19 protein-coding genes are annotated in these 20199 nt (G+C 62.1%); 11 read left to right on the top strand and 8 right to left on the bottom strand.

The window, feature by feature from the left end:
* The first annotated feature begins 177 nt into the window (after positions 1–177).
* Together C5L10_RS24440 and C5L10_RS24435 are read left to right on the top strand one after the other, a co-directional pair.
* Positions 178–546, top strand: coding sequence for an Hpt domain-containing protein (locus C5L10_RS24440; protein WP_105431787.1), 369 nt, complete (start codon positions 178–180; stop codon positions 544–546).
* Positions 547–687: 141 nt separating this feature from the next.
* Positions 688–1008 (top strand): 2Fe-2S iron-sulfur cluster-binding protein, encoded by a 321-nt coding sequence (locus tag C5L10_RS24435; protein ID WP_105431765.1) that lies wholly within the window; start codon positions 688–690, stop codon positions 1006–1008.
* 432 nt (positions 1009–1440) lie between these two features.
* Here C5L10_RS24435 and C5L10_RS24430 read toward each other — a convergent pair whose 3' ends face one another.
* Entirely contained in the window at positions 1441–1989 is a 549-nt protein-coding gene (locus C5L10_RS24430; RefSeq protein WP_371411981.1) for a DUF922 domain-containing Zn-dependent protease, read from the bottom strand.
* 178 nt (positions 1990–2167) lie between these two features.
* Here C5L10_RS24430 and folP point away from each other — a divergent pair, with 178 nt between their 5' ends.
* From folP to folK, 3 genes are read left to right on the top strand one after another with little or no spacing between them, the layout of a single operon-like run.
* The gene (gene folP / locus C5L10_RS24425; RefSeq protein ID WP_172717145.1) at positions 2168–3064 is read left to right on the top strand and encodes a dihydropteroate synthase; all 897 of its coding nucleotides are present in this window, start codon (positions 2168–2170) and stop codon (positions 3062–3064) included.
* Positions 3064–3429, top strand: a complete 366-nt coding sequence (gene folB / locus C5L10_RS24420; protein WP_105431763.1) for a dihydroneopterin aldolase — start codon at positions 3064–3066, stop codon at positions 3427–3429. The genes folP and folB overlap by 1 nt, the downstream gene beginning before the upstream one ends.
* Entirely contained in the window at positions 3413–3940 is a 528-nt protein-coding gene (gene folK / locus C5L10_RS24415) for a 2-amino-4-hydroxy-6-hydroxymethyldihydropteridine diphosphokinase (protein WP_256384726.1), read from the top strand. Before folB ends, folK begins: the two co-directional genes overlap by 17 nt.
* A 15-nt stretch (positions 3941–3955) precedes the next feature.
* On the opposite strand, the gene C5L10_RS24410 is transcribed toward folK, so the two are convergent.
* The 4 genes from C5L10_RS24410 to C5L10_RS24395 all read right to left on the bottom strand — a co-directional run bounded on the left by C5L10_RS24410 (position 3956) and on the right by C5L10_RS24395 (position 7744).
* Entirely contained in the window at positions 3956–4510 is a 555-nt protein-coding gene (locus tag C5L10_RS24410; protein ID WP_105431761.1) for a hypothetical protein, read from the bottom strand.
* A gap of 101 nt (positions 4511–4611) precedes the next feature.
* On the bottom strand, positions 4612–5691 hold the full coding sequence (locus C5L10_RS24405; RefSeq protein ID WP_105431760.1) for a YcjF family protein: 1080 nt from the start codon (positions 5689–5691) through the stop codon (positions 4612–4614).
* Positions 5688–7157 carry a YcjX family protein gene (locus C5L10_RS24400; RefSeq protein WP_105431759.1) on the bottom strand — a complete coding sequence of 490 codons (1470 nt, stop codon included), beginning with the start codon at positions 7155–7157 and terminating at the stop codon, positions 5688–5690. Before C5L10_RS24400 ends, C5L10_RS24405 begins: the two co-directional genes overlap by 4 nt.
* A 77-nt stretch (positions 7158–7234) precedes the next feature.
* A complete protein-coding gene (locus tag C5L10_RS24395; RefSeq protein WP_105431786.1) occupies positions 7235–7744 on the bottom strand; it encodes a histidine phosphatase family protein in 510 nt (169 codons plus the stop codon).
* Positions 7745–8014: 270 nt separating this feature from the next.
* On the opposite strand from C5L10_RS24395, the gene dksA reads away from it, so the two are divergent.
* On the top strand, positions 8015–8434 hold the full coding sequence (dksA, locus tag C5L10_RS24390) for an RNA polymerase-binding protein DksA (RefSeq protein ID WP_007771163.1): 420 nt from the start codon (positions 8015–8017) through the stop codon (positions 8432–8434).
* Between the two features lie 104 nt (positions 8435–8538).
* Here dksA and C5L10_RS24385 read toward each other — a convergent pair whose 3' ends face one another.
* Positions 8539–9618, bottom strand: coding sequence for a flagellar biosynthetic protein FliO (locus C5L10_RS24385; protein WP_105431758.1), 1080 nt, complete (start codon positions 9616–9618; stop codon positions 8539–8541).
* 252 nt (positions 9619–9870) lie between these two features.
* Between C5L10_RS24385 and cckA the strand changes: the two genes are divergently transcribed.
* From cckA to C5L10_RS24360, 5 genes are all read left to right on the top strand, one after another.
* The gene (gene cckA / locus C5L10_RS24380) at positions 9871–12483 is read left to right on the top strand and encodes a cell cycle histidine kinase CckA (RefSeq protein ID WP_105425925.1); all 2613 of its coding nucleotides are present in this window, start codon (positions 9871–9873) and stop codon (positions 12481–12483) included.
* A gap of 245 nt (positions 12484–12728) precedes the next feature.
* Complete coding sequence (gene recA, locus C5L10_RS24375) at positions 12729–13817, top strand: recombinase RecA (RefSeq protein WP_038542844.1); 1089 nt, start codon at positions 12729–12731, stop codon at positions 13815–13817.
* Positions 13818–14002: 185 nt separating this feature from the next.
* Positions 14003–16663, top strand: coding sequence for an alanine--tRNA ligase (gene alaS, locus C5L10_RS24370; RefSeq protein ID WP_105431757.1), 2661 nt, complete (start codon positions 14003–14005; stop codon positions 16661–16663).
* Between the two features lie 53 nt (positions 16664–16716).
* On the top strand, positions 16717–17583 hold the full coding sequence (gene ttcA, locus C5L10_RS24365; protein WP_105431756.1) for a tRNA 2-thiocytidine(32) synthetase TtcA: 867 nt from the start codon (positions 16717–16719) through the stop codon (positions 17581–17583).
* 49 nt (positions 17584–17632) lie between these two features.
* Positions 17633–18457, top strand: a complete 825-nt coding sequence (locus tag C5L10_RS24360) for an inositol monophosphatase family protein (RefSeq protein ID WP_105431755.1) — start codon at positions 17633–17635, stop codon at positions 18455–18457.
* Between the two features lie 61 nt (positions 18458–18518).
* Here C5L10_RS24360 and C5L10_RS24355 read toward each other — a convergent pair whose 3' ends face one another.
* Both C5L10_RS24355 and grxD read right to left on the bottom strand, forming a co-directional pair.
* Positions 18519–19766, bottom strand: coding sequence for a multidrug effflux MFS transporter (locus tag C5L10_RS24355; protein ID WP_371411980.1), 1248 nt, complete (start codon positions 19764–19766; stop codon positions 18519–18521).
* A gap of 91 nt (positions 19767–19857) precedes the next feature.
* Positions 19858–20193, bottom strand: coding sequence for a Grx4 family monothiol glutaredoxin (gene grxD, locus C5L10_RS24350; protein WP_007770088.1), 336 nt, complete (start codon positions 20191–20193; stop codon positions 19858–19860).
* Between the last annotated feature and the right edge of the window lie 6 nt (positions 20194–20199).

The raw sequence follows: 20199 nt of genomic DNA, 5'->3' as shown, positions 1-20199 counted from the left end.
ACAGAATTTAAACCATACGAAGATGCAAAACTCCTAAAATCCCGGGAGCTTAGCAGAAATTAACCATATGGGAAGAAACCGGCCCAGATTGTGCCGGAATTTAACGGGATAGCTCCGATTGGCCCGCACAATTCGGGACATTATCAGAAGAGCAACAGGGAAAACAGGTTCATGGCAATGGCAGCGGTCAGTATCGCGTTCGAAGCTCCAGAAACGCTGAGGGGCGGTTGCCCTTCCCAGTCCCGTCCGATCGATCTCGTTCATCTCGCGACACAAACCATGGGCGACAAGAACCTCGAAATCGAAGTGCTCCAGATGTTCGCACGCCAGGCACGCCGCGCACTGCACGACATCGCAAGCGCCGACAGCGCCTATGTCGTCGCAGCCGCGCATCGCCTGAAGGGTGCCGCCGGCGCCGTCGGTGCCTTCAAGGTTTCGACCGCTGCCGAGCGCCTTGAAGACAACGCCTCCGACGCCTCGTTGCGGGCCGCGGTCGCTGCCGCCGTCGTGGAGGCCGAAAACTTCATCAACAAGCTCTGCCGCTGAGCGATTCGCCGAATCGGTACGCAAGGGCGCCGATTGAACAGCCGGCGGCGCCCGAAAATGTTGACTGCGCGGGGGTTTTATCGGAAGACAGCGCCCTTAAATAGTGTGCCCTGACCCTTCAACATCCCGGATTTCCCTATCATGACGAAACTGACCATCGTAGCCTTTGACGGAACACGCTTCGATATCGAAGCCGAGCCGGGCTCCACGGTTATGGAGAATGCGGTTCGCAATTCCGTCCCCGGCATCGAGGCTGAATGCGGCGGCGCTTGCGCCTGCGCCACCTGTCATGTCTATGTCGACGAGGCCTGGACCGAAAAGGTCGGTCCGCCGGCTCCCATGGAGGAAGACATGCTGGACTTCGCCTTCGAGGTGAAGCCGACCTCGCGCCTCTCCTGTCAGATCAAGATCAAGGCGGATTTCGACGGGCTCGTGGTCAACGTACCAGAGCGTCAAGCCTGATCTTGGCCTGATCGCCGCTTTGCCGACATGCCTGGTTCCGGGCAAAAGATGTTTCCGGGCAAAAAAAAGCCTCGCTCCGCAAAAGCGGCAAGCGAGGCCAGGCGGGCGCATCACCAGCAGGGGAGGGAGGAACCACCTGCGGCTTGAAGACGCGCCAGGAGAACTGAAACACCGGAAACCAAACTCAGGAACACCTGAAACAACCGCGTCCGACACATCGGTTCGAAAACCGGAAAGGTACGCTGATCCTGCGGCTATCTACCTCATGTGCCTCGTTTTTCGAAGCGTTGGTAGGTAAGCTATGTCTTAGGTTGTATCCGAGATTCCTATTTTAGACTATCACCATAAATCACCCGTTATTGACGAGGGATGGCGCAAGCTCCGCAAAAGCCTGGATGCGGTTGGTCGGGCTGATTCACGCCAAAAAGCGGATCAATTGCCGGATCGCTTCAGGCGATACTGCAGCAGCCGAATCATCCGCGAATCGAAATTGGCCGCCTCGATCTGGTCGAACCGCAGCTGCTCCCGGTCATGCGCCTCAAGAACACGGCGGGTCGTCTCCGCCACCTGTCTTTCCAGTGCATCGCAGGTTCTGTTGGCGGGGAGGCCAAGCAGTTCCCGTTCGAGCTGGCGCGCGTGGTTGCGGGCGATTTCCGCATGCCGCTCCTCGTGGCGCTTGATGTCCTTCGACAAAGTATCCCAGATGAAGCCGAGATCGGCGGTGGCACGGCCGCGATTGCCCCAGCGCGGCAGGATAATGTGGGTTCGGAGTGTCACACGCGACCCGCCGACCGAGCAGCGCCCGCCCTTTTCCACATAGGTGACGTCGCCGCCGAACTTGATTTCGGTGGCGCCGGGATGGCGATGGCCGGTGCTGCGGGTGAGAGGGCCGCGGTTTTCCAGTTCCTTGTCGAGGTCCTCGGCCGTGCGGCCGCCGATCCGGAAATAGGAATAGGTCTTGTTGATGATCGGTTCTGCCATGGCCGTCGCAGGGATCGTGCAGAGGAGAAGAAAGACACCGAAAAACCGGCGGACTCTGCGCATGGAGAACATTCTATGGCCTGCGACGTTGAACTTATGGGGACCTTGGGGCATAGCCAGCCTGAGCGCAACACAAAGGCATCAAATTTTGCGTTACCCTTCGAAAGACGGCCGGCCGGTGATATCGCAGCGCAACAGCACCTGGCGTGTCGGGCGGGGACGTGTCCTTGAACTCGGTCGCCAAGGCCAGATTATGGCGATCATCAACATCACGCCCGATTCCTTTTCCGACGGCGGAAACTACGCAAACATCGATGCCGCGGTGGCTCACGCCGTTTCCTGCGTCCGCGACGGCGCCGCCATCCTTGATATCGGCGGTGAGTCGACGCGGCCTGGCGCCGCCGAGGTGACCGCAGCGGAAGAGCAGGACCGCGTCCTCCCGGTGATCGAAAAACTCGCCGCGGAGACCGATGCGCTGATCTCGATCGATACCTACCGCGCCGAAACCGCCCGCCTGGCGATGGCGGCGGGTGCCCATATCATCAACGACGTCCACGGCCTGCAGCGTGAGCCGGAGATCGCGACCGTTGCGGCGCAAACATCTGCCGGGGTCTGCATCATGCATACCGGCCGCGGGCGCGAACAGGAAAAGCGGCCCGATCGTATCGAGGACCAGGAATTTTTCCTGCAGCAGTCTCTCGAGATCGCCCGCAGCGCCGGCATTTCCGACGAGGCGATCGTGCTTGATCCCGGCTTCGGCTTTGCCAAGGACCGTGACGACGACATGGAATTGATGGCGCGTTTTGCCGAACTGCATAGGCTCGGTTTTCCGCTGCTCGCCGGCACCTCGCGCAAGCGGTTCATCGGCGCGCTGACGGGACGGGAAAAAGCGAGCGAACGCGACCTCGGCACCGCCGCGACCACGGCGATCCTTCGCCTTGCGGGGGCGTCGATCTTCCGCGTCCACAACGTTGCCGCCAACCGCGATGCGCTGGCAATGGCCGACGCGGTTCTCGCCGCGGCCTCCGCGCATGAAGAAGCGGCCTCCGCGCATGAAGAAAGAGAGGGCCTTTGATGGCGACCTACACGATCACGCTGAAGAACTGTGCGTTCTACGCCAAGCATGGCGCTTTCGAGCAGGAGGCCACGCTCGGCCAGCGTTTCTTCATCGACGTCATCATGGACGTCGAGGCGGACGAGGCACTCGAAAACGACAATGTTGCGAGCACGGTGCATTACGGCATCGCCTACGAAATCGTCGAGAAGGTGGTGACCGGCCACCGCCGCAACCTCATTGAGACGCTCGCCAAGGACATCGCCAAGGCGCTCTGCGCCTGGTCGCCGCAGATCCGCCGGGCAGAGATCGTCGTGCGCAAGCCGAGCGTGCCGATCCCCGGCATCCTCGATTATGCGGAGGTGCGTGTTGAGCATTTCGTCTGAAAAGACGTTCGAGGTCGCGGCTCTCGGGCTCGGCGGCAATATCGGCGATCCGCCGTCGTCCATGGCCGAGGCGCTCAGGCAGCTCGATGGGCGCGAGGACTGCCGCGTTCTCGCCGTCTCGAAACTCTATTCGACCCCGCCCTGGGGCAAGACCGACCAGGCCGATTTCTTCAACTGCTGCGTTCTGGTGGAAACTTCATTGGAGCCGGAGGACCTGCTGGACGTCTGTCTGTCGATCGAGCGTGGCATGAAGCGCGTTCGCCTGGAGCGCTGGGGACCACGCACCATCGATATCGATATCCTGACCTACGGGACGCGGGAGCAGAGAAGCGAAAAACTGCAAGTGCCGCATCCGCGCATGACCGACCGCGGCTTCGTGATGATGCCGCTTGCCGATATCGCCCCGGATCTTCTGGTGAAGGGAAGGAAAGTGCGCGACTGGCTTGGTGGAGCCGATATTGCCGGCATCAAGGTCGCGCGCGACAGCCAGGACTGGTGGCAGGGCGCCTGAGGCGCCCTGGGTATTTTATTGTTGGATCGAACCGACGGCGATGGAATCCATGTCGCGGTCGAGGCTGAGTCCGATCACCGGAACCATCTGGTCTTCGACCTTGATGGAGATGGTGATGTTCATCTTGTTCTCGCCACGCAGGCTCGCGACCATCGCGCCGTTGAGCTGATTGCGGTTGATGCCCATGACGACCTTGTCGCCGCTGACCGAGCCGGAAATGATGTCGAGCCCCTTGCCCTCGGCGCCGTCCAGGAACTTGCCGGTGTAACCGCGGCCACTCTGGGCGATGGTGGCCGACATCGGTTGCTGGAACACGCCGACGCGGCAGGTCCCGTCGAGCTTGATGCCGACATCGCTGTCCGGGATAGCTGCACCGGTCAAATTGCAGCTGAATTTCGTGCCCTTGTACTTGCCGGCGACGATTTCGCCGGGGCCTTTCCAGACGCCGGCGACCGACTGGAAGAAAGCCTTGTCACGCGGAGCGGCCTCAGCCTGCGGCGCCACGGCGGAGGTGGCCGCGACAGTCAGAATGGCGAACCCGCCAAGAAGCGAAAAGAAGCGCGAATACATGACTTTCCCCTGACGAGCAGCAACTTTAAGTGTCCCGTAATTTAGGTGGGAATGGTTAACGAGTGGTGACGATGACCGACCCTGAGCCAGGGTCGGACACTCTATTGTTCATCTTTTCGCCCGCCGACAGTCGCGATATCCGAGATGAAATCGCCGATTCCCGGTCTTTTGACCGCCCGGAAAGGCAGCGGCCGGCAGAGATCCATGGCGGCGATGCCGATTCGCGCGGTCAGCAGGCCGTTGATCACGCCTTCGCCCAAACGCTTGGATAGTTTGGAGGCGAGGCCGTGTCCCAAAAGCTGTTGCGCGACACCGTCGCCGACGGCGATCGAGCCGGTCACGGCGAGATGGGCGATGACGTCCCGCATCAGCCTCAACAGCCCGAGCGTGCCCGGCCTGCCGCCGTAAAGCTCGGCCATGGCGCGAATCAGCCGCGTCACTTCGAAGAGCACATAGGCGAGATCGACGATGGCGCGCGGGCTGACGGCGGTGACGATCGAGACACGTTTGGACGATCCGAGGATGAGCGCGCGGGCCTTGCGGTCGAGCGGCGCCAGGAGTTCCCGTTCGGCCAGTTCGATGAGTTGCGGGCCGTCGATGATCTCGTCTTTCGTCGCGTCGAGGTTGGCGCGACCCTTGGCGGTCTCGGCCCGGTGACTGAGGATCTTGGTGAGCGCGGCGACGACGGTGCGCGCAGCTGCAGGGCGAGGGGAAAGGGCTGCCTCTTCCGCCTCGGCCTTCAGGGTCTGGACGGCGGAGAGCCGCATCATGCCGAAGATTTCACGGCCGACGATCACGGTAACGGCGACAAGTCCGACGGCAAGCGCGGTGAGCGCTGCATATCCCAGCCAGTCGGCACGGGTGAACAGGTCGCGGATGACGCTGTCGGCCCACAGGCCGAAGGCGAGCGACAGGAAGGTGCCGAAAGCCGCCGCCGCCAGGTTGACGAACGAGAACCTCTTGCGCGCCCGTGGCTCGGCGACCGGGATGGCCTCTGCGGCGAGTTCGGGTGGCGTCACGAACGGATCCTGTTCGTCGGGCGTCACCACGACGCCGTCCTCGAAGCTGCGCGGGCTGCGGCGAGGGACAGGCAAGGTTTCGTTTCGGGCAGCACTTTCCTCTTCGACCGAGAAGGATGCGGGTCGGCGCTTGCCGTTCTGAGGTGATTCGGGCGGTCTCATGCGAGGCGGTCTCCGAACAGGAACTGCATGGCGCGGTCGAGCCGGATATGCGGCACGGAGAGCTTCATGCCGCCATTCGCCTCTTCCAGCGCCGGCGGGCGAAAGCGCACCACATTGATCTCCGGAAGCTCCGCGTGGATGGAATCCAGCTGTTGAAAGAATGCTTCAGGGTTCTCCGGCAAGTCACCGGGAAATATCGCAGTTTTCTTGTTTCCGTCAAAACGTTCGCCATTGATCATCTCGCCCGAGATAGGCGTGCCGACGATGACCGGCAGGAGATGATTGTCCTCTTTGACGGTCGCCTCGCGGGTGGCGCGCACCGATGCGATCGCCATGACCTCGATACCGGCGCCGGCCATGCCGATCCGCTGCACGGCGCGATCGACCAGCCGACCGGTGAGCCGTTCCAGGCGGTCATGGCTTTCGTGGTGTAGGTGATCCGCCTTGGTGGCTGCGACCAGGACCTTGTCGATCCGGCGGCCGATCACGGAGGAGAAGAAGCTGTTGTGGCCGGGACGGAAACAGGCGAGCACGTCGGTCAGCGCCCGTTCGAGATCCTGCACCGCTTCGGGGCCGCGATTGATCGCCTGCAGCGCGTCGATCAGCACGATCTGGCGGTCGAGCCGCGCGAAATGCTCACGGAAGAACGGCTTGACCACGACGTTCTTGTAAGCCTCGTAGCGGCGCTCCATCATCGCCCGCAGCGAGCCCTTCGGCGCTTTGGTCCCGGGCATGTTCGGCAGCGGCGCAAAAGTCAGCGCCGGCGAGCCTTCGAGATCGCCGGGCATCAGGAAACGGCCGGGCGGCAGGGTCGAAAGTGACCGTTCGTCCGCCTTGCAGGCCTTGAGGTAGCCCGCAAAGGCTTCCGACAACCGCTTCGCGGTCATTTCGTCAGCCGGGGCGTCCGCATCTATGCCGTTTGCGAGGGCGAGCCATTCCCGCGACAATTCCTCGCGGATGCCGGTTCCGGCAAGGTTTACGGTATTGTCGCTGAAGGTGCGAAAATCCTGCGCCAACAGCGGCAGGTCGAGCAGCCATTCGCCGGGATAGTCGACGATGTCGATAGACAGCCGGCCGCGCGAAAACATCCGGCCCCAGCCGCTGGCGCTCTGGTAGTCGAGGGTGATGCGCAGTTCCGAGATCGCGCGGGTCGAATCCGGCCAGATGCGGTCGCGCACCAGTGCCTGGATGTGATCTTCGTACTGGAAGCGCGGGATGGCATCGTCCGGCTGCGGCTCGAGCCGCACGGCGGAGATCCGGCCGGATCGGAACGCCTCGAAGAGCGGCAACCGGCCCCCGTTCAGGAGATTGTGGACGAGGGACGAGATGAACACGGTCTTGCCGGCCCGCGACAGGCCGGTCACGCCGAGCCTGATCGTCGGATGCACGAGGCCCGAGGCACGGTCGGCGAGATTGTCGAGCGCGATGCGCGCGTCATCCGAGAAGCTGGTAAGCGAAGGCGGCAAGGCGTCGTTCCGGGTCCAGAGTTTACGCCTATATAGGAAGCCCGTGCGAGGCCGCAAAGCCGTCGCTTGGGTCCAGTTCAGGCCGTCAGGAAGTCGGTCAGTGTCCAGGCTGCATCCGAGCCGGCGACAAAGCCGCGATAATCGAGCACCGCGAGGCCGGCAGGAGGATAGCCGCCGGGGATGGCCGCCACCATCTGGTCGGCGCCGATCAGCCCTTCCAGCACTTCTTCCATGGTCGGGTTGTGGCCGACGAGCATGACCGAGTTGCTGTCCCGCTGGCCGCCAAGAATCGCAAGGTAGGTGCCGAGCGGGCCGTTATAGAGTTCGTCGATGAAGACAGGCTCGATCTCCTCGCTGATCGCACGACGGATCGCTTCGGCGGTCTGGCGGCATCGCGTGGCGGTGGAACTGAGAAGGATATCAGGCCTGTAGTTGCGATCGGCAGCCTTGTCGGCAACGATCTCGGCCTGCGCAAAACCCTGATTGTCGAGAGGGCGATCGAAATCGTGCTGTCCCGGCTCCGCCCAGCCGGATTTGGCATGGCGCAGCAGGTAGATGCGGGAAGGAGGAGGAGTGATCGTCGTCATGCCCGGCACCGCTAGTGAGAGGATGGAAGCGATGGGTAGCCTTTCGGCACGAGACTCGTCAACTGCCGCAGATGTTCTGAAATAGCCTGGCCCGGCGCAGCCTCCTGTGGAGAAGAGTTTCGGACGTTCAGAATAAAAGCTTAAAAAATAGCCGTTTAGCGGATTTTCATGACAGTTTTAAAAATGCCTTAATACTGAGCGCGAGGCTTGAATCGGGATGGGAGGATAGGATATAGAGCGCCGCATGAGATGTTCTTCAGGAGAATCGCGTTGAGTGAGAAGATCGATCTTAGCAATTATGTGCTCTCTGAAAACGATGAGTTCATGAATGCAAATCAGAAGGCGTATTTCCGGGCAAAGCTTATCGCCTGGAAAAACGATATCCTGAGAGAAGCGCGCGAAACGCTGGGTCACCTGGCAGAAGAGAGCGCCAACCACCCGGATCTCGCCGACCGGGCTTCCTCCGAAACCGACAGAGCTATCGAGCTTCGAGCCCGTGACCGCCAGCGCAAGCTGATTTCCAAAATCGATGCCGCCTTGCAGCGCATCGAAGATGGCACCTACGGTTACTGCGAGGAAACGGGCGAACCGATCGGTCTCAAGCGTCTCGACGCTCGTCCGATCGCCACGCTGTCGATCGAGGCACAGGAACGCCACGAGCGCCGCGAAAAGGTCTATCGGGACGAATAATCCGCCCGATCAGTCGAAAACGAATTCAAGGCACGGTTTTCCGTGCCTTTTTTCTTGGCGGAAAATTCAATCCTCGCGCCGGCTCACTTGTCGCGGGTGCCGGCTCACTTGTCGCGAGTGACGGACATCTCGCCGAAGATGCGGGCGACTTCCGACTGCAGGCTCGGTTCCGGCGTGGCGCCGGTGACCGGCGGGACGCCGGGGTTCCTCGGCTGTATCTGGCGGTTCGGCTGGGGGATGACGGCAGTTTCTCGGGCCGCAAGGTTGTTGGCCATTTCCTCTTCGAGAATCCGTTCAAAGTCGCTGCCGAGCTGTTTCGGCTTGTCGGCGGCCGATTGCAGGGCAGGCGGCACGATCGCGGCGCTGACGGGCACGGCGCGCGGCTCGGGTGCTTCCTGAAAGACCCGCCCACGGGCGGCGTCGAGCACGTCGGCCGCATCGTCGAAAGCCGGAACCTGGGCAGGAGCTGGGGCGGGAGGCGGCGGAGGTGCAGCAGCGGCTGCCAGTGCCGCGATCGGCCGCAACTGTTCTGATTTCACCTCCGGGGACTGACGGGCCGGCGGTTCGATCCTGGGGGCGGCAGCCGGCTCGGGAGCTGCTGCGTTGTTTGCCGGGGCAGGCGATGCAGGCCGCGGCGCCAGTGTACCGCTCATCGGTATCGGTCCGGTGGCGGGAGTCGCCGGCGGAGCGGCGCGCGGCGTCTCTCGCGGCGGCACAACGCTTTCCCGGGCCGGCTCGACGCGCGGTTCCGGAGCCGCGGGACGTGGGATCGGGGCAGGGCGCGGTTCGGCAACGGCAGCCGGTCGGGCTTCCATGGCGGCTGCGGCTTGAGCGGGAACCGTCATGTCCATCGGCTGGAACCGGCTGGCCGCTGTCGCCGGCATGGCATGTGCCGCCGTCGATATTCCGCTTTCGATGACGATATCGGTCGGTCCGCCGATCATGATCAGGTGTTCGACCCCGTCGCGGCGGATGAGAACCAGGCGACGCCTTGCATCGACGGCCGCCGCATCCAGGACCTGAAGCCGCGGCTGCCGGTTCTTGCCGCCGCGCACGAAGGGCGAGGGGCCTGAACGGCTGCGGATGAGCCAGAGCACGCCGATAAGGACGAGAAGCCCAATGCCGACGCCGACGACTGCGATCACCAGGCGGCCTCCATAGGCGCCCATCAGCTCTTCGAACATCTCTTGCCACTCCTCATATGAACGCCGCGGTAAAAAACGACTTTTTTCCTACCGAGGCAAGCTGCTAACTGTCACTGTCCAGCGCTGAAAAACAGCGTAGAAAAGCAAAGATAGGTCACTCCGCCAAACTGTCCCGGGTTTTGTGGCGAAGCAGAGCTTTTTGCTTAACCTGCAACTTGCTAATAAGGAATCGCGGGATTCCCGATCCCTGAATGTTCATGGCCGCAGCGTCGGTCGAAATGCGAGGAATTGATGACGAAGTTGCAGCAGAGCGGCAACTACGAGGCGCCCCTGGTGGAAAAAGGGACGCGTGGCGGCACCATCATCCGTATCGTTCTCCTGGCGCTCGTTCTCTGTGGCGTGGCCGCCGGCTTCGTGCTGTTTCAGCATGCGCTCGACAATGAACTGGTGCTCGGCCTGCTCGGTATCCTCGCCATGGTCGGCATCTTCTTCCTGGTGTCGTCGATCATCGGCCTCGTCGAGGTCATGCCGCAGTCGCGTTCCGACGAGCTGGCCCGCGGTTTCCTTGCCAACCATCCCGACGGCATTCTGATCACCGACGCCAAGGGTCGTATTCTCTACGCCAATGCCGCCTATGGCCGGATGACCGGCGCGACCAAGGCGAGCAACGTGCAGTCGCTCGAAGCGCTTCTGTCCAAGACCCGCGAATCGACCGAGGCGCTTTACCGGCTGACGACAGCTCTGCGCGAAGGCCGGGAAGGCCATGAGGAGTTCCGGCTTCTCCAGCCGATCGGACGGACGACCGGCAACGGTTCCGGTGCCCACTGGTACCGTCTCAAGGCACGGCTGCTGACGCCCGCCGACAGCCGCAAGGGCCAGCTCGATATCTGGCAGATCACCGACATTACGTCGGAACGCGACGACCAGGAACGGTTCTTCCGCGAGCTGCAGAACGCCATCGACTATCTAGACCACGCGCCCGCCGGGTTCTTCTCCGCCGGCAAGAAGGGCGAAATCTTCTACCTGAACGCCACGCTTGCCGAATGGCTCGGCATAGACCTGACCAAATTCGTGCCGCGCTCGGTGACGATCGCCGACCTGGTGGCGGGCGAGGGCATGGCGCTGATCCAGTCGGTACAGGCAGCACCCGGGCTGAAGCGCACCGAGACGCTCGACCTCGACCTGCGCCGCGCCAACGGCCAGAGCCTGCCCGTGCGCCTGGTGCACAATGTCAGCGCCACCCGCGATGGTGCGCCGGGCGAGAGCCGGACCATCGTGCTGGCACGGCCGAAGGGCGGCGAGGGCGACCAGTCGGCGTCCGCGATGCGCTTCACGCGCTTCTTCAACAACACGCCGATGGCGATCGCCTCCGTGGATGGCGAGGGCAGGATCCTGCGCATCAATGCGCCGTTCCTCAAACTGTTTGCCGGCGTCGTTTCCCGCGACGACGTGGATGCCGGTATCGAACTCGACCGCATCGTTCACGACAATTCCCGCCAGCATCTGATGCAGGCGATTGCCGCTGCCAAGGATGGGCAGGGCGATATCGCCCCGATCGATTCGCGCCACCCCGGCGACGAGAACCGCTATGTGCGCTTCTATGTGAACGCCGTGATCGACGAGAGCGACGAGGCGCCGGAAGAAGCCGCGATCGTCTACGCCGTCGAGACGACCGAGCAGAAGGCGCTCGAAACCCAGATGGCCCAGACCCAGAAGCTCAATGCGGTCGGCACGCTGGCGGGCGGCATCGCCCACGACTTCAACAACGTCCTGACCGCGATCCTTCTGTCCTCCGATCACCTTCTGCTGCAGGCGCGCCCCTCCGATGCGAGCTTTGCCGACTTGATGGAGATCAAGCGCAACGCCAACCGCGCCGCCGTGCTGGTGCGCCAGCTGCTCGCCTTCTCGCGCAAGCAGACCATGCGGCCGGCGGTGCTGAACCTCACCGACGTCGTCGGCGACCTGCGCATGCTGGTCGACCGGCTGATCTCCGGCACCAATGTGAAGCTCGAAGTGGACTACGGCCGCGATCTCTGGCCGGTGCGCACCGACCTGTCGCAATTCGAGCAGGTGCTGATCAACCTCTGCGTCAACGCGCGCGATGCCATGCCCCAGGGCGGCACGATCCTGATCAAGACCCGCAATGTATCCGCCGAGGATGCCGGTGGTTTCAACCAGGCGGATCTGCCGGCCGAAGATTTCGTGATGGTCGAGGTTTCCGACACCGGCACGGGCATTTCGCCCGAAATCATGGACAAGATCTTCGAACCGTTCTTCACCACCAAGGAAGTGGGCAAGGGCACCGGCCTCGGCCTCTCGATGGTCTACGGCATCGTCAAACAGTCCGGCGGCTATATCTATCCCGAATCGGAAGTCGGACGCGGCACGAGTTTCCGCATGTTCCTGCCACGCCACATTCCCGAAACGCCTGTCGTCGTCCAGGACGCTACCGCAACCGGTACGCAGGCGCAGCCGGCCGTTATCGCGCCTGTCGTGTCGACGCCCGCTTCCGACGACCTCGACCTTACGGGGAAGTCGGCGGTGGTCCTGCTCGTCGAGGACGAGGAGGCCGTCCGCCGCGGCGGCAAGCGCATGCTGGAAACCCGTGGCTATACCGTGCACGAGGCGGGCTCCGGCACCGAAGCGCTCGACATCATGGAAGAGCTGCAGGGCAAGGTGGATATCGTCGTCTCCGACGTCGTCATGCCGGAAATGGACGGCCCGACGCTTTTGACCGAGCTGCGCAAGATCTATCCGGACATGAAGTTCATCTTCGTTTCGGGCTATGCCGAGGATGCGTTTGCCCGCAACCTGCCGGCCGACGCCAAGTTCGGCTTCCTGCCGAAGCCCTTCTCGCTGAAGCAGCTTGCCGTGGCGGTCCGGGAAATGCTCGATTCGGAGTGAGAATCGGATTGTCCCTCATAAATTTCAAACGCCGCGATTTCCTCGTCAAATTGCGGCGCAGCTTTGATTTCAAACGGGAATTTTCCACACCCCGGCGGGCGTGAACATCCTGAGAACGAAATCGAAATATCTATTTTGACTCAATCGCTTGGGAGACCCTTGCCAAATGAGAACAAAATAGGTACATCACCTTTATCGGCTGCTTCATTGCGTGCGCGGCGGCAATAACCTAAAGGTGGGACCAGATGGCACAGAATAGTTTGCGGCTCGTAGAGGATAAAGGCGTGGACAAGAGCAAGGCGCTGGAAGCAGCATTGTCGCAGATCGAACGATCCTTCGGTAAGGGATCGATCATGAAGCTCGGTGCGAACGAGAGCATTGTCGAGATCGAGACGGTTTCCACCGGCTCTCTCAGCCTCGATATCGCGCTCGGCATTGGCGGCCTGCCGAAGGGCCGCATCGTTGAAATCTACGGTCCGGAAAGCTCGGGCAAGACGACGCTTGCATTGCAGACGATCGCCGAAGCCCAGAAGAAGGGCGGCATCTGCGCCTTCGTCGACGCCGAACATGCGCTCGACCCTGTCTATGCCCGCAAGCTTGGCGTCGATCTCCAGAACCTTCTGATCTCGCAGCCGGATACCGGCGAGCAGGCGCTTGAAATCACCGACACGCTGGTCCGTTCCGGTGCCGTCGATGTCCTCGTTATCGATTCGGTTGCGGCACTGACGCCGCGCGCCGAAATCGAGGGCGAAATGGGCGACAGCCTGCCGGGCCTCCAGGCACGCCTGATGAGCCAGGCGCTGCGCAAGCTCACCGCTTCGATCTCCAAGTCGAATACGATGGTGATCTTCATCAACCAGATCCGCATGAAGATCGGTGTGATGTTCGGTTCCCCCGAAACCACCACCGGTGGCAACGCCTTGAAATTCTACGCCTCTGTTCGTCTCGACATCCGCCGCATCGGCCAGGTCAAGGAACGCGAGGAAGTGGTAGGCAACCAGACGCGCGTCAAGGTCGTCAAGAACAAGATGGCGCCTCCCTTCAAGCAGGTCGAATTCGACATCATGTATGGCGAGGGCGTTTCCAAGACCGGCGAACTGGTCGATCTCGGCGTCAAGGCCGGCATCGTCGAGAAGTCAGGTGCCTGGTTCTCCTATAACAGCCAGCGCCTCGGCCAGGGCCGCGAGAACGCCAAGACCTTCCTGCGCGATAATCCGGAACTTGCCCGCGAGATCGAGACGTCGCTCCGCCAGAATGCCGGCCTCATCGCCGACCGTTTCCTGCAGAATGGCGGCCCGGACGCTGACGACGGCGACGCGGCTGCAGATATGTAAGCCCTCCCGCCGCACTCGGAGTTTTCTTCGGTTGATTGCTTTTGAACCGGTCGCGCATGGAAAGATGTGCGGCCGGTTTCTCGTTCGGTTAGGCGGTGGGGCGGCTGGACAGTTGGGGGCGTGGGCGATACAAGCCTTTGGTTTTCGAACAATAGGACCGCATCCGGCGGTAAAAAGGGCGTAGCATGAGCGGCGTGAATGAAATCCGGTCGACCTTCCTCGACTATTTCCGAAAGAACGGGCACGAGGTCGTGTCCTCAAGCCCGCTGGTGCCGCGCAACGATCCGACGCTGATGTTCACCAATGCCGGCATGGTTCAATTCAAGAACGTGTTCACCGGTCTTGAAAAACGCCCCTATACGACCGCGACGACGGCGCAGAAATGTGTTCGCGCCGGTGGCAAGCATAACGACCTCGACAATGTCGGTTATACCGCTCGTCACCACACCTTCTTCGAGATGCTCGGCAATTTCTCGTTCGGCGACTATTTCAAGGCGAATGCCATCCAGCTTGCCTGGAACCTGATCACCAAGGAGTTCGGCCTCGACGCCAAGCGTCTCCTGGTCACCGTCTACCACACCGATGACGAGGCTTTCGACCTCTGGAAGAAGATCGCCGGTCTTTCGGACGACAGGATCATCCGCATTCCGACCAGCGACAATTTCTGGGCGATGGGCGATACCGGTCCCTGCGGCCCGTGCTCGGAAATCTTCTATGATCATGGCGACCATATCTGGGGTGGCCCTCCCGGTTCGCCGGAAGAGGACGGCGACCGGTTCATCGAGATCTGGAACCTCGTCTTCATGCAGTATGAGCAGGTGACGAAGGAAGAGCGGATCGACCTGCCGCGCCCGTCGATCGATACCGGCATGGGCCTGGAGCGTGTTGCGGCCGTCCTCCAGGGGCAGCACGACAATTACGATATCGACCTGTTTCGGGCGCTGATCTCTGCCTCGGAAGAGGCGACCGGCATCAAGGCGGAAGGGGAACATCGCGGCAGCCACCGCGTCATCGCCGACCACCTGCGCTCTTCCGCCTTCCTGATCGCCGACGGCGTCCTGCCCTCGAACGAAGGCCGCGGTTATGTACTTCGCCGCATCATGCGCCGCGCCATGCGCCATGCGCAGCTTCTCGGCGCCCGCGATCCGCTGCTCTGGAAACTGCTGTCGGCGCTCATTCAACAGATGGGACGCGCCTATCCGGAACTGGTGCGTGCGGAATCGCTGATTTCGGAAACGCTGAAGCTCGAGGAAAACCGTTTTCGCAAGACGCTGGAGCGCGGCCTTTCGCTGCTGTCGGATGCGACGAACACGCTTCACAAGGGCGACATGCTCGATGGCGAGACCGCCTTCAAGCTCTACGACACCTACGGTTTCCCGCTTGATCTGACGCAGGACGCTTTGCGCGCCCGCGAAATCGGCGTCGATATTTCCGGTTTCACCGACGCCATGCAGCGCCAGAAGGCGGAAGCCCGGTCGCACTGGACCGGTTCTGGCGACAAGGCGACGGAAACGATCTGGTTCGAGCTCAGGGAAAAGCACGGCGCGACCGAGTTCCTCGGCTACGATACTGAAACGGCCGAGGGCGTGGTGCAGGCGATCGTCCGCGACGGCAAGGCTGTCGACAGCGCCTCCGCCGGCGAACAGGTGCAGGTCGTCGTCAACCAGACGCCGTTCTATGGCGAATCCGGCGGTCAGATAGGCGATACCGGCGTAATCTCGACCGACAATGGCAAGCTGAATGTCTCGGATACCCAGAAGAAGGGCGAGGGCCTGTTCGTCCACATCGCGACCGTCACTGAGGGCACGTTGAAGGTCGGTGATGCGGTGGCGCTGACGGTCGATCATGTCCGCCGTTCGCGCCTGCGTTCCAACCATTCGGCCACCCATCTGCTGCATGAGGCGCTTCGTGAAGTGCTCGGCACCCATGTGGCCCAGAAGGGTTCGCTGGTGGCGCCGGAGCGGCTGCGGTTCGACGTCTCGCATCCGAAGCCGATGTCGGCCGAGGAGTTGCAGAAGGTCGAAGACATGGCAAATGCCATCATCCTGCAGAATGCACCGGTCACGACCCGGCTGATGAGCGTCGACGACGCGATCGCCGAGGGTGCCATGGCGCTGTTCGGTGAAAAATATGGCGACGAAGTTCGCGTGGTGGCGATGGGCAAGGCGATCGAAGGTCCGAAGGCCGGCAAGCCCTATTCGGTCGAGCTCTGCGGCGGCACGCATGTCAACGCGACCGGCGATATCGGCCTTGTCCGCGTTCTCGGCGAAAGTGCGGTTGGCGCCGGCGTTCGCCGCGTCGAGGCGGTGACGGGCGAGGCAGCACGGGCCTATCTTGGCGAGCAGGATGAGCGCGTGAAGACGCTCGCCAGCGCCTTGAAGGTGCAGCCGGCGGAGTTGGTGTCGCGCGTCGAAGCGCTGATCGACGAGCGCCGCAAGCTCGAGAAGGAACTGGCGGATGCCAAGCGCCGGCTTGCGATGGGCGGCGGGCAGGGTGGTTCGGCCGGCGATTTCAAGGAGATCGGCGGCATCAAGTTCATGGGCAAGGCGCTCAACGGCATCGATGCCAAAGACCTCAAGGGCCTGGCGGATGAAGGCAAGGCGAGCCTCGGCTCCGGCGTCGTCACGCTGATCGGCGTTTCGGAAGACGGCAAGGCAAGCGCCGTGGTTGCGGTCACGCCAGATCTGGTCGACCGCTTCAGCGCCGTGGATCTGGTCCGCATCGCATCCGTGGCACTCGGCGGCAAGGGCGGCGGCGGCCGTCCGGACATGGCCCAGGCCGGCGGGCCCGATGGCGCCAAGGCCAATGAGGCGCTCGACGCGGTGGCAGCCGCTCTCGGCGCCTGACGACAAACACCGGAAGCGGGCATGGCCCGCTTTTCGGTTTCAAAGGAAGACCAATGGGCGTGACGGCCAAGATCGACAACGAGTTGGACGAGGTCGAAAACGGCCTCGTGCCGACGCTCTTTAGGGATGCGCCGAGCTCGGTCTCGTTCAACAAGCTGCGCAAGCGCCTGCTCCGGCAGGTGCGGCAGGCCTTCGACGATTTTGGCATGCTGAACGGCCAGAAACGCTGGCTGGTCGGTCTCTCCGGCGGCAAGGATTCCTATTCGCTGCTCGCCGTGCTGCTCGATCTGCAATGGCGCGGCCTTCTGCCCGTGGAACTCCTGGCCTGCAATCTCGACCAGGGCCAGCCGAACTTCCCGAAGCATATATTGCCGGAATACCTCGCCTCGATCGGCGTGAAGCACCGCATCGAATATCGCGATACCTATTCGATCGTGAAGGAAAAGGTCCCGGAAGGCGCCACCTATTGTTCGCTCTGTTCCAGGCTGCGGCGCGGCAACCTCTACAGGATCGCCCGCGAAGAGGGCTGCGATGCTCTGGTGCTCGGCCATCACCGGGAAGACATACTCGAAACCTTTTTCATGAATTTTTTCCATGGAGGCAGGCTCGCGGGGATGCCGGCAAAGCTCTTGAACGACGAGGGCGACGTGATGGTGCTGAGGCCGCTTGCCTATTGCGCCGAGGACGATCTGACCAAATTCGCCGCCGCCATGCAGTTCCCGATCATCCCTTGCGATCTCTGCGGCTCGCAGGATGGCCTGCAGCGCAATTCCATGAAGGCGATGCTTGCCGATATCGAGGCCCGCATGCCGGGCCGCAAGGATACGATGCTGCGGGCGCTCGCCCACGTGAACCCGTCGCACCTGCTCGATCCGAAGCTCTTCGATTTTTCCGGCCTGCAAGCCGCTCAAAACCTCTGAATTCCTCCCGAACCCAGTCTTCCCGCACCAATCCCCAAGAGACCACGTCATGACCCTTCCGCTCGACATCACGAAGCTTGCCGATCTTCTGCGCCTTGCCGCCAAGGCCGAAATCCTGCCGCGTTTCCGGCGACTCGGCAGCGCCGATGTACGTTCAAAGAGCGAGCCGTCCGACCTAGTGACCGAGGCTGACGAGGCCGCTGAGCGGATGATCCGCCGCGAACTCGAAGCCTTTGCGCCCGGCGCGCTCTTCGTCGGCGAGGAATCGGTGGCGGCCGATCCGTCGCTGCTCGCCAAGCTTGCCGATGCGGATTTCGCCGTCGTCGTCGATCCGGTCGACGGCACCTTCAACTTCGCCTCGGGCATCCCGGCCTTCGGCGTCATGGCCTCGGTCGTCTGGAAGGGCGAGACCGTCGCCGGGATCATCTACGATCCGATGGGCGACGACTGGGTGATGGCAGAAAGGGGCGCCGGCGCGTTCATGAGGCGGCCGGACGGCGAGGCGATCCGGCTTTCGGTCGCCGACGCCCGGCCGATCGAAGCCATGATCGGCATGGCATCGCCCGGGTATTTCTTCGGCGGCGAGCGGGAGCGGATCCTCGGCAATCTCGCCAAGGTCCGGTTCTTCGCCAACTATCGCTGCTCGGCCCATGAATACCGCACGTTTGCCGGCGGGCATGTGCAGTTCGTGCTCTACAACAAGCTGATGCCCTGGGACCATCTGGCCGGCACGCTGATCGGCACGGAGGCTGGCGGTTACGTGGCGCGCTTCGACGGCTCTCCTTACATGCCGCACCATGTCGATGGCGGGCTGCTGCTCGCCACCGACAAGGAAAGCTGGCAGATGCTGCGCAACGAGATCATCGGCCACTGAAATAGCGGCCATCAAAAGAAAAGGCCGGATTGCTCCGGCCTTTTTCGTTGGGGAATGTAGGTCAGATCTTCGGATTATGCGGCTGGAAGAGTTTTCCCTTTTCGCCGATCAGCACGAAGATCAGTCCGATGATCGAGACGGTGAAGAAGCCTGCGACCAGGGGCAGTGCCGTACCGTCGAAGGCCTGGCCGATCGCGACGCCGATCAGCGCGCCGCCGACCGTGCTCATGAAGCCGAGTACGGCGGACGCCGTTCCGGCGACATGGCCAAGCGGCTCCATGGCGAGCGAATTGAAGTTCGAGCCGATCCAGCCGAACTGGAACATGGCGAGCCCGAAAAACACGATGAAGATCACGAGCGGCATGGGTTGAGGCCCGAAGATCTGCACGAGCATCCAAACGAACGTGATGCCGATAAAGCCAAACAGCGAGCCGTGCGAAAGGCGCCGCATGCCGAAACGCCCAACAAACTTGGCGTTCAGGAAGGATGCGGCAGACATGAACACCGCCACGCAGGCGAAGACCACCGGAAACCAGACGCCGACGTCGTAGATTCCGACATAAATCTGTTGGGCCGAATTGATGAAGCCGAACAGGGCCCCGAAGATGAATGTGCTGGCAATCGTGTAGCAGAGGGCGAGGCGATTGGTCAGAACCATCTGGAAGGCGTGCAGGATCGAGGAAATGGTGAAGGGACGCACATCCGCCGGATCGAGCGTTTCCGGAAGGCGCGAATACATCCAGAAGCCGATGCAGAGCGAGGCGACTGCCATGAACACGAAAATCAGGTGCCAGTTGCCGAACAGCATGATCACCTGGCCTGTTGCTGGTGCGATGACCGGCACGACCATGAAGACCATCATGATCAGCGACATGACCTCCGCCATGGCGCGACCACCGTATACGTCGCGCACGATCGAAATAGAGATCACCCGTGTTGCGGCCGCTCCGGCACCCTGGATGAAGCGAAGGGCCAGCAGCGCTCCGAACGATGGCGCGACGACGGCGCCGACCGCACAGACGAAATAGAGGCCGAGGCCGAAGAGCATCGGGTTCCTGCGACCGAAACGGTCGGAGATCGATCCGTAGATGATCTGCGCAGCGCCGAGGCCGAAGAGATAGGCTGAGACGACATATTGCCGATGGTTCTCGTTGACGACGCCGAGCGAGGCTCCGATCTCCTGCAGGCCAGGGAGCATGATGTCGATGGCGAGCGAATTGATGGCCATCAGCATCGCCATCATCGCGATGAATTCGACCCGGCCCATGCCGCGCAGGCGGTCCGGGGCCGTTTGTGAAGGATTGGTCACAGCAGCTTCCTAAAAACAACGTGAAAGGCGCCGTTGGGGGCGGCGCCTTGAAAATATCTTATAAAAATCCCGGACTGGAGCCCGGAAGATCTCAGGCCGCGCCGCGGACGCTGATGCCCTGTTCCTGCAGGTGAGTCTGCAGTTCGCCGGACTGGAACATCTCGCGGACGATATCGCAACCGCCGATGAATTCGCCCTTGACGTAAAGCTGCGGAATGGTCGGCCAGTTGGAATAGTCCTTGATGCCCTGGCGGATTTCCGCATCGGCGAGCACGTTCACACCCTTGTAGTCCAGGCCGAGATAGTCGAGGATCTGCACGACCTGGCCCGAGAAGCCACACTGCGGGAACTGCGGGGTGCCCTTCATGAAGAGAACCACGTCATTGGTCTTCACTTCGTTGGCGATAAAATCGGTAATTCCGCTCATGTCCTA

Origin of the sequence: Neorhizobium sp. T6_25, from assembly GCF_002968555.1 — a bacterium.
Classification (GTDB): domain Bacteria; phylum Pseudomonadota; class Alphaproteobacteria; order Rhizobiales; family Rhizobiaceae; genus Neorhizobium.
Note: the sequence above shows the minus strand (reverse complement) of the source record. Positions and strands in the feature narration are given on the sequence as shown.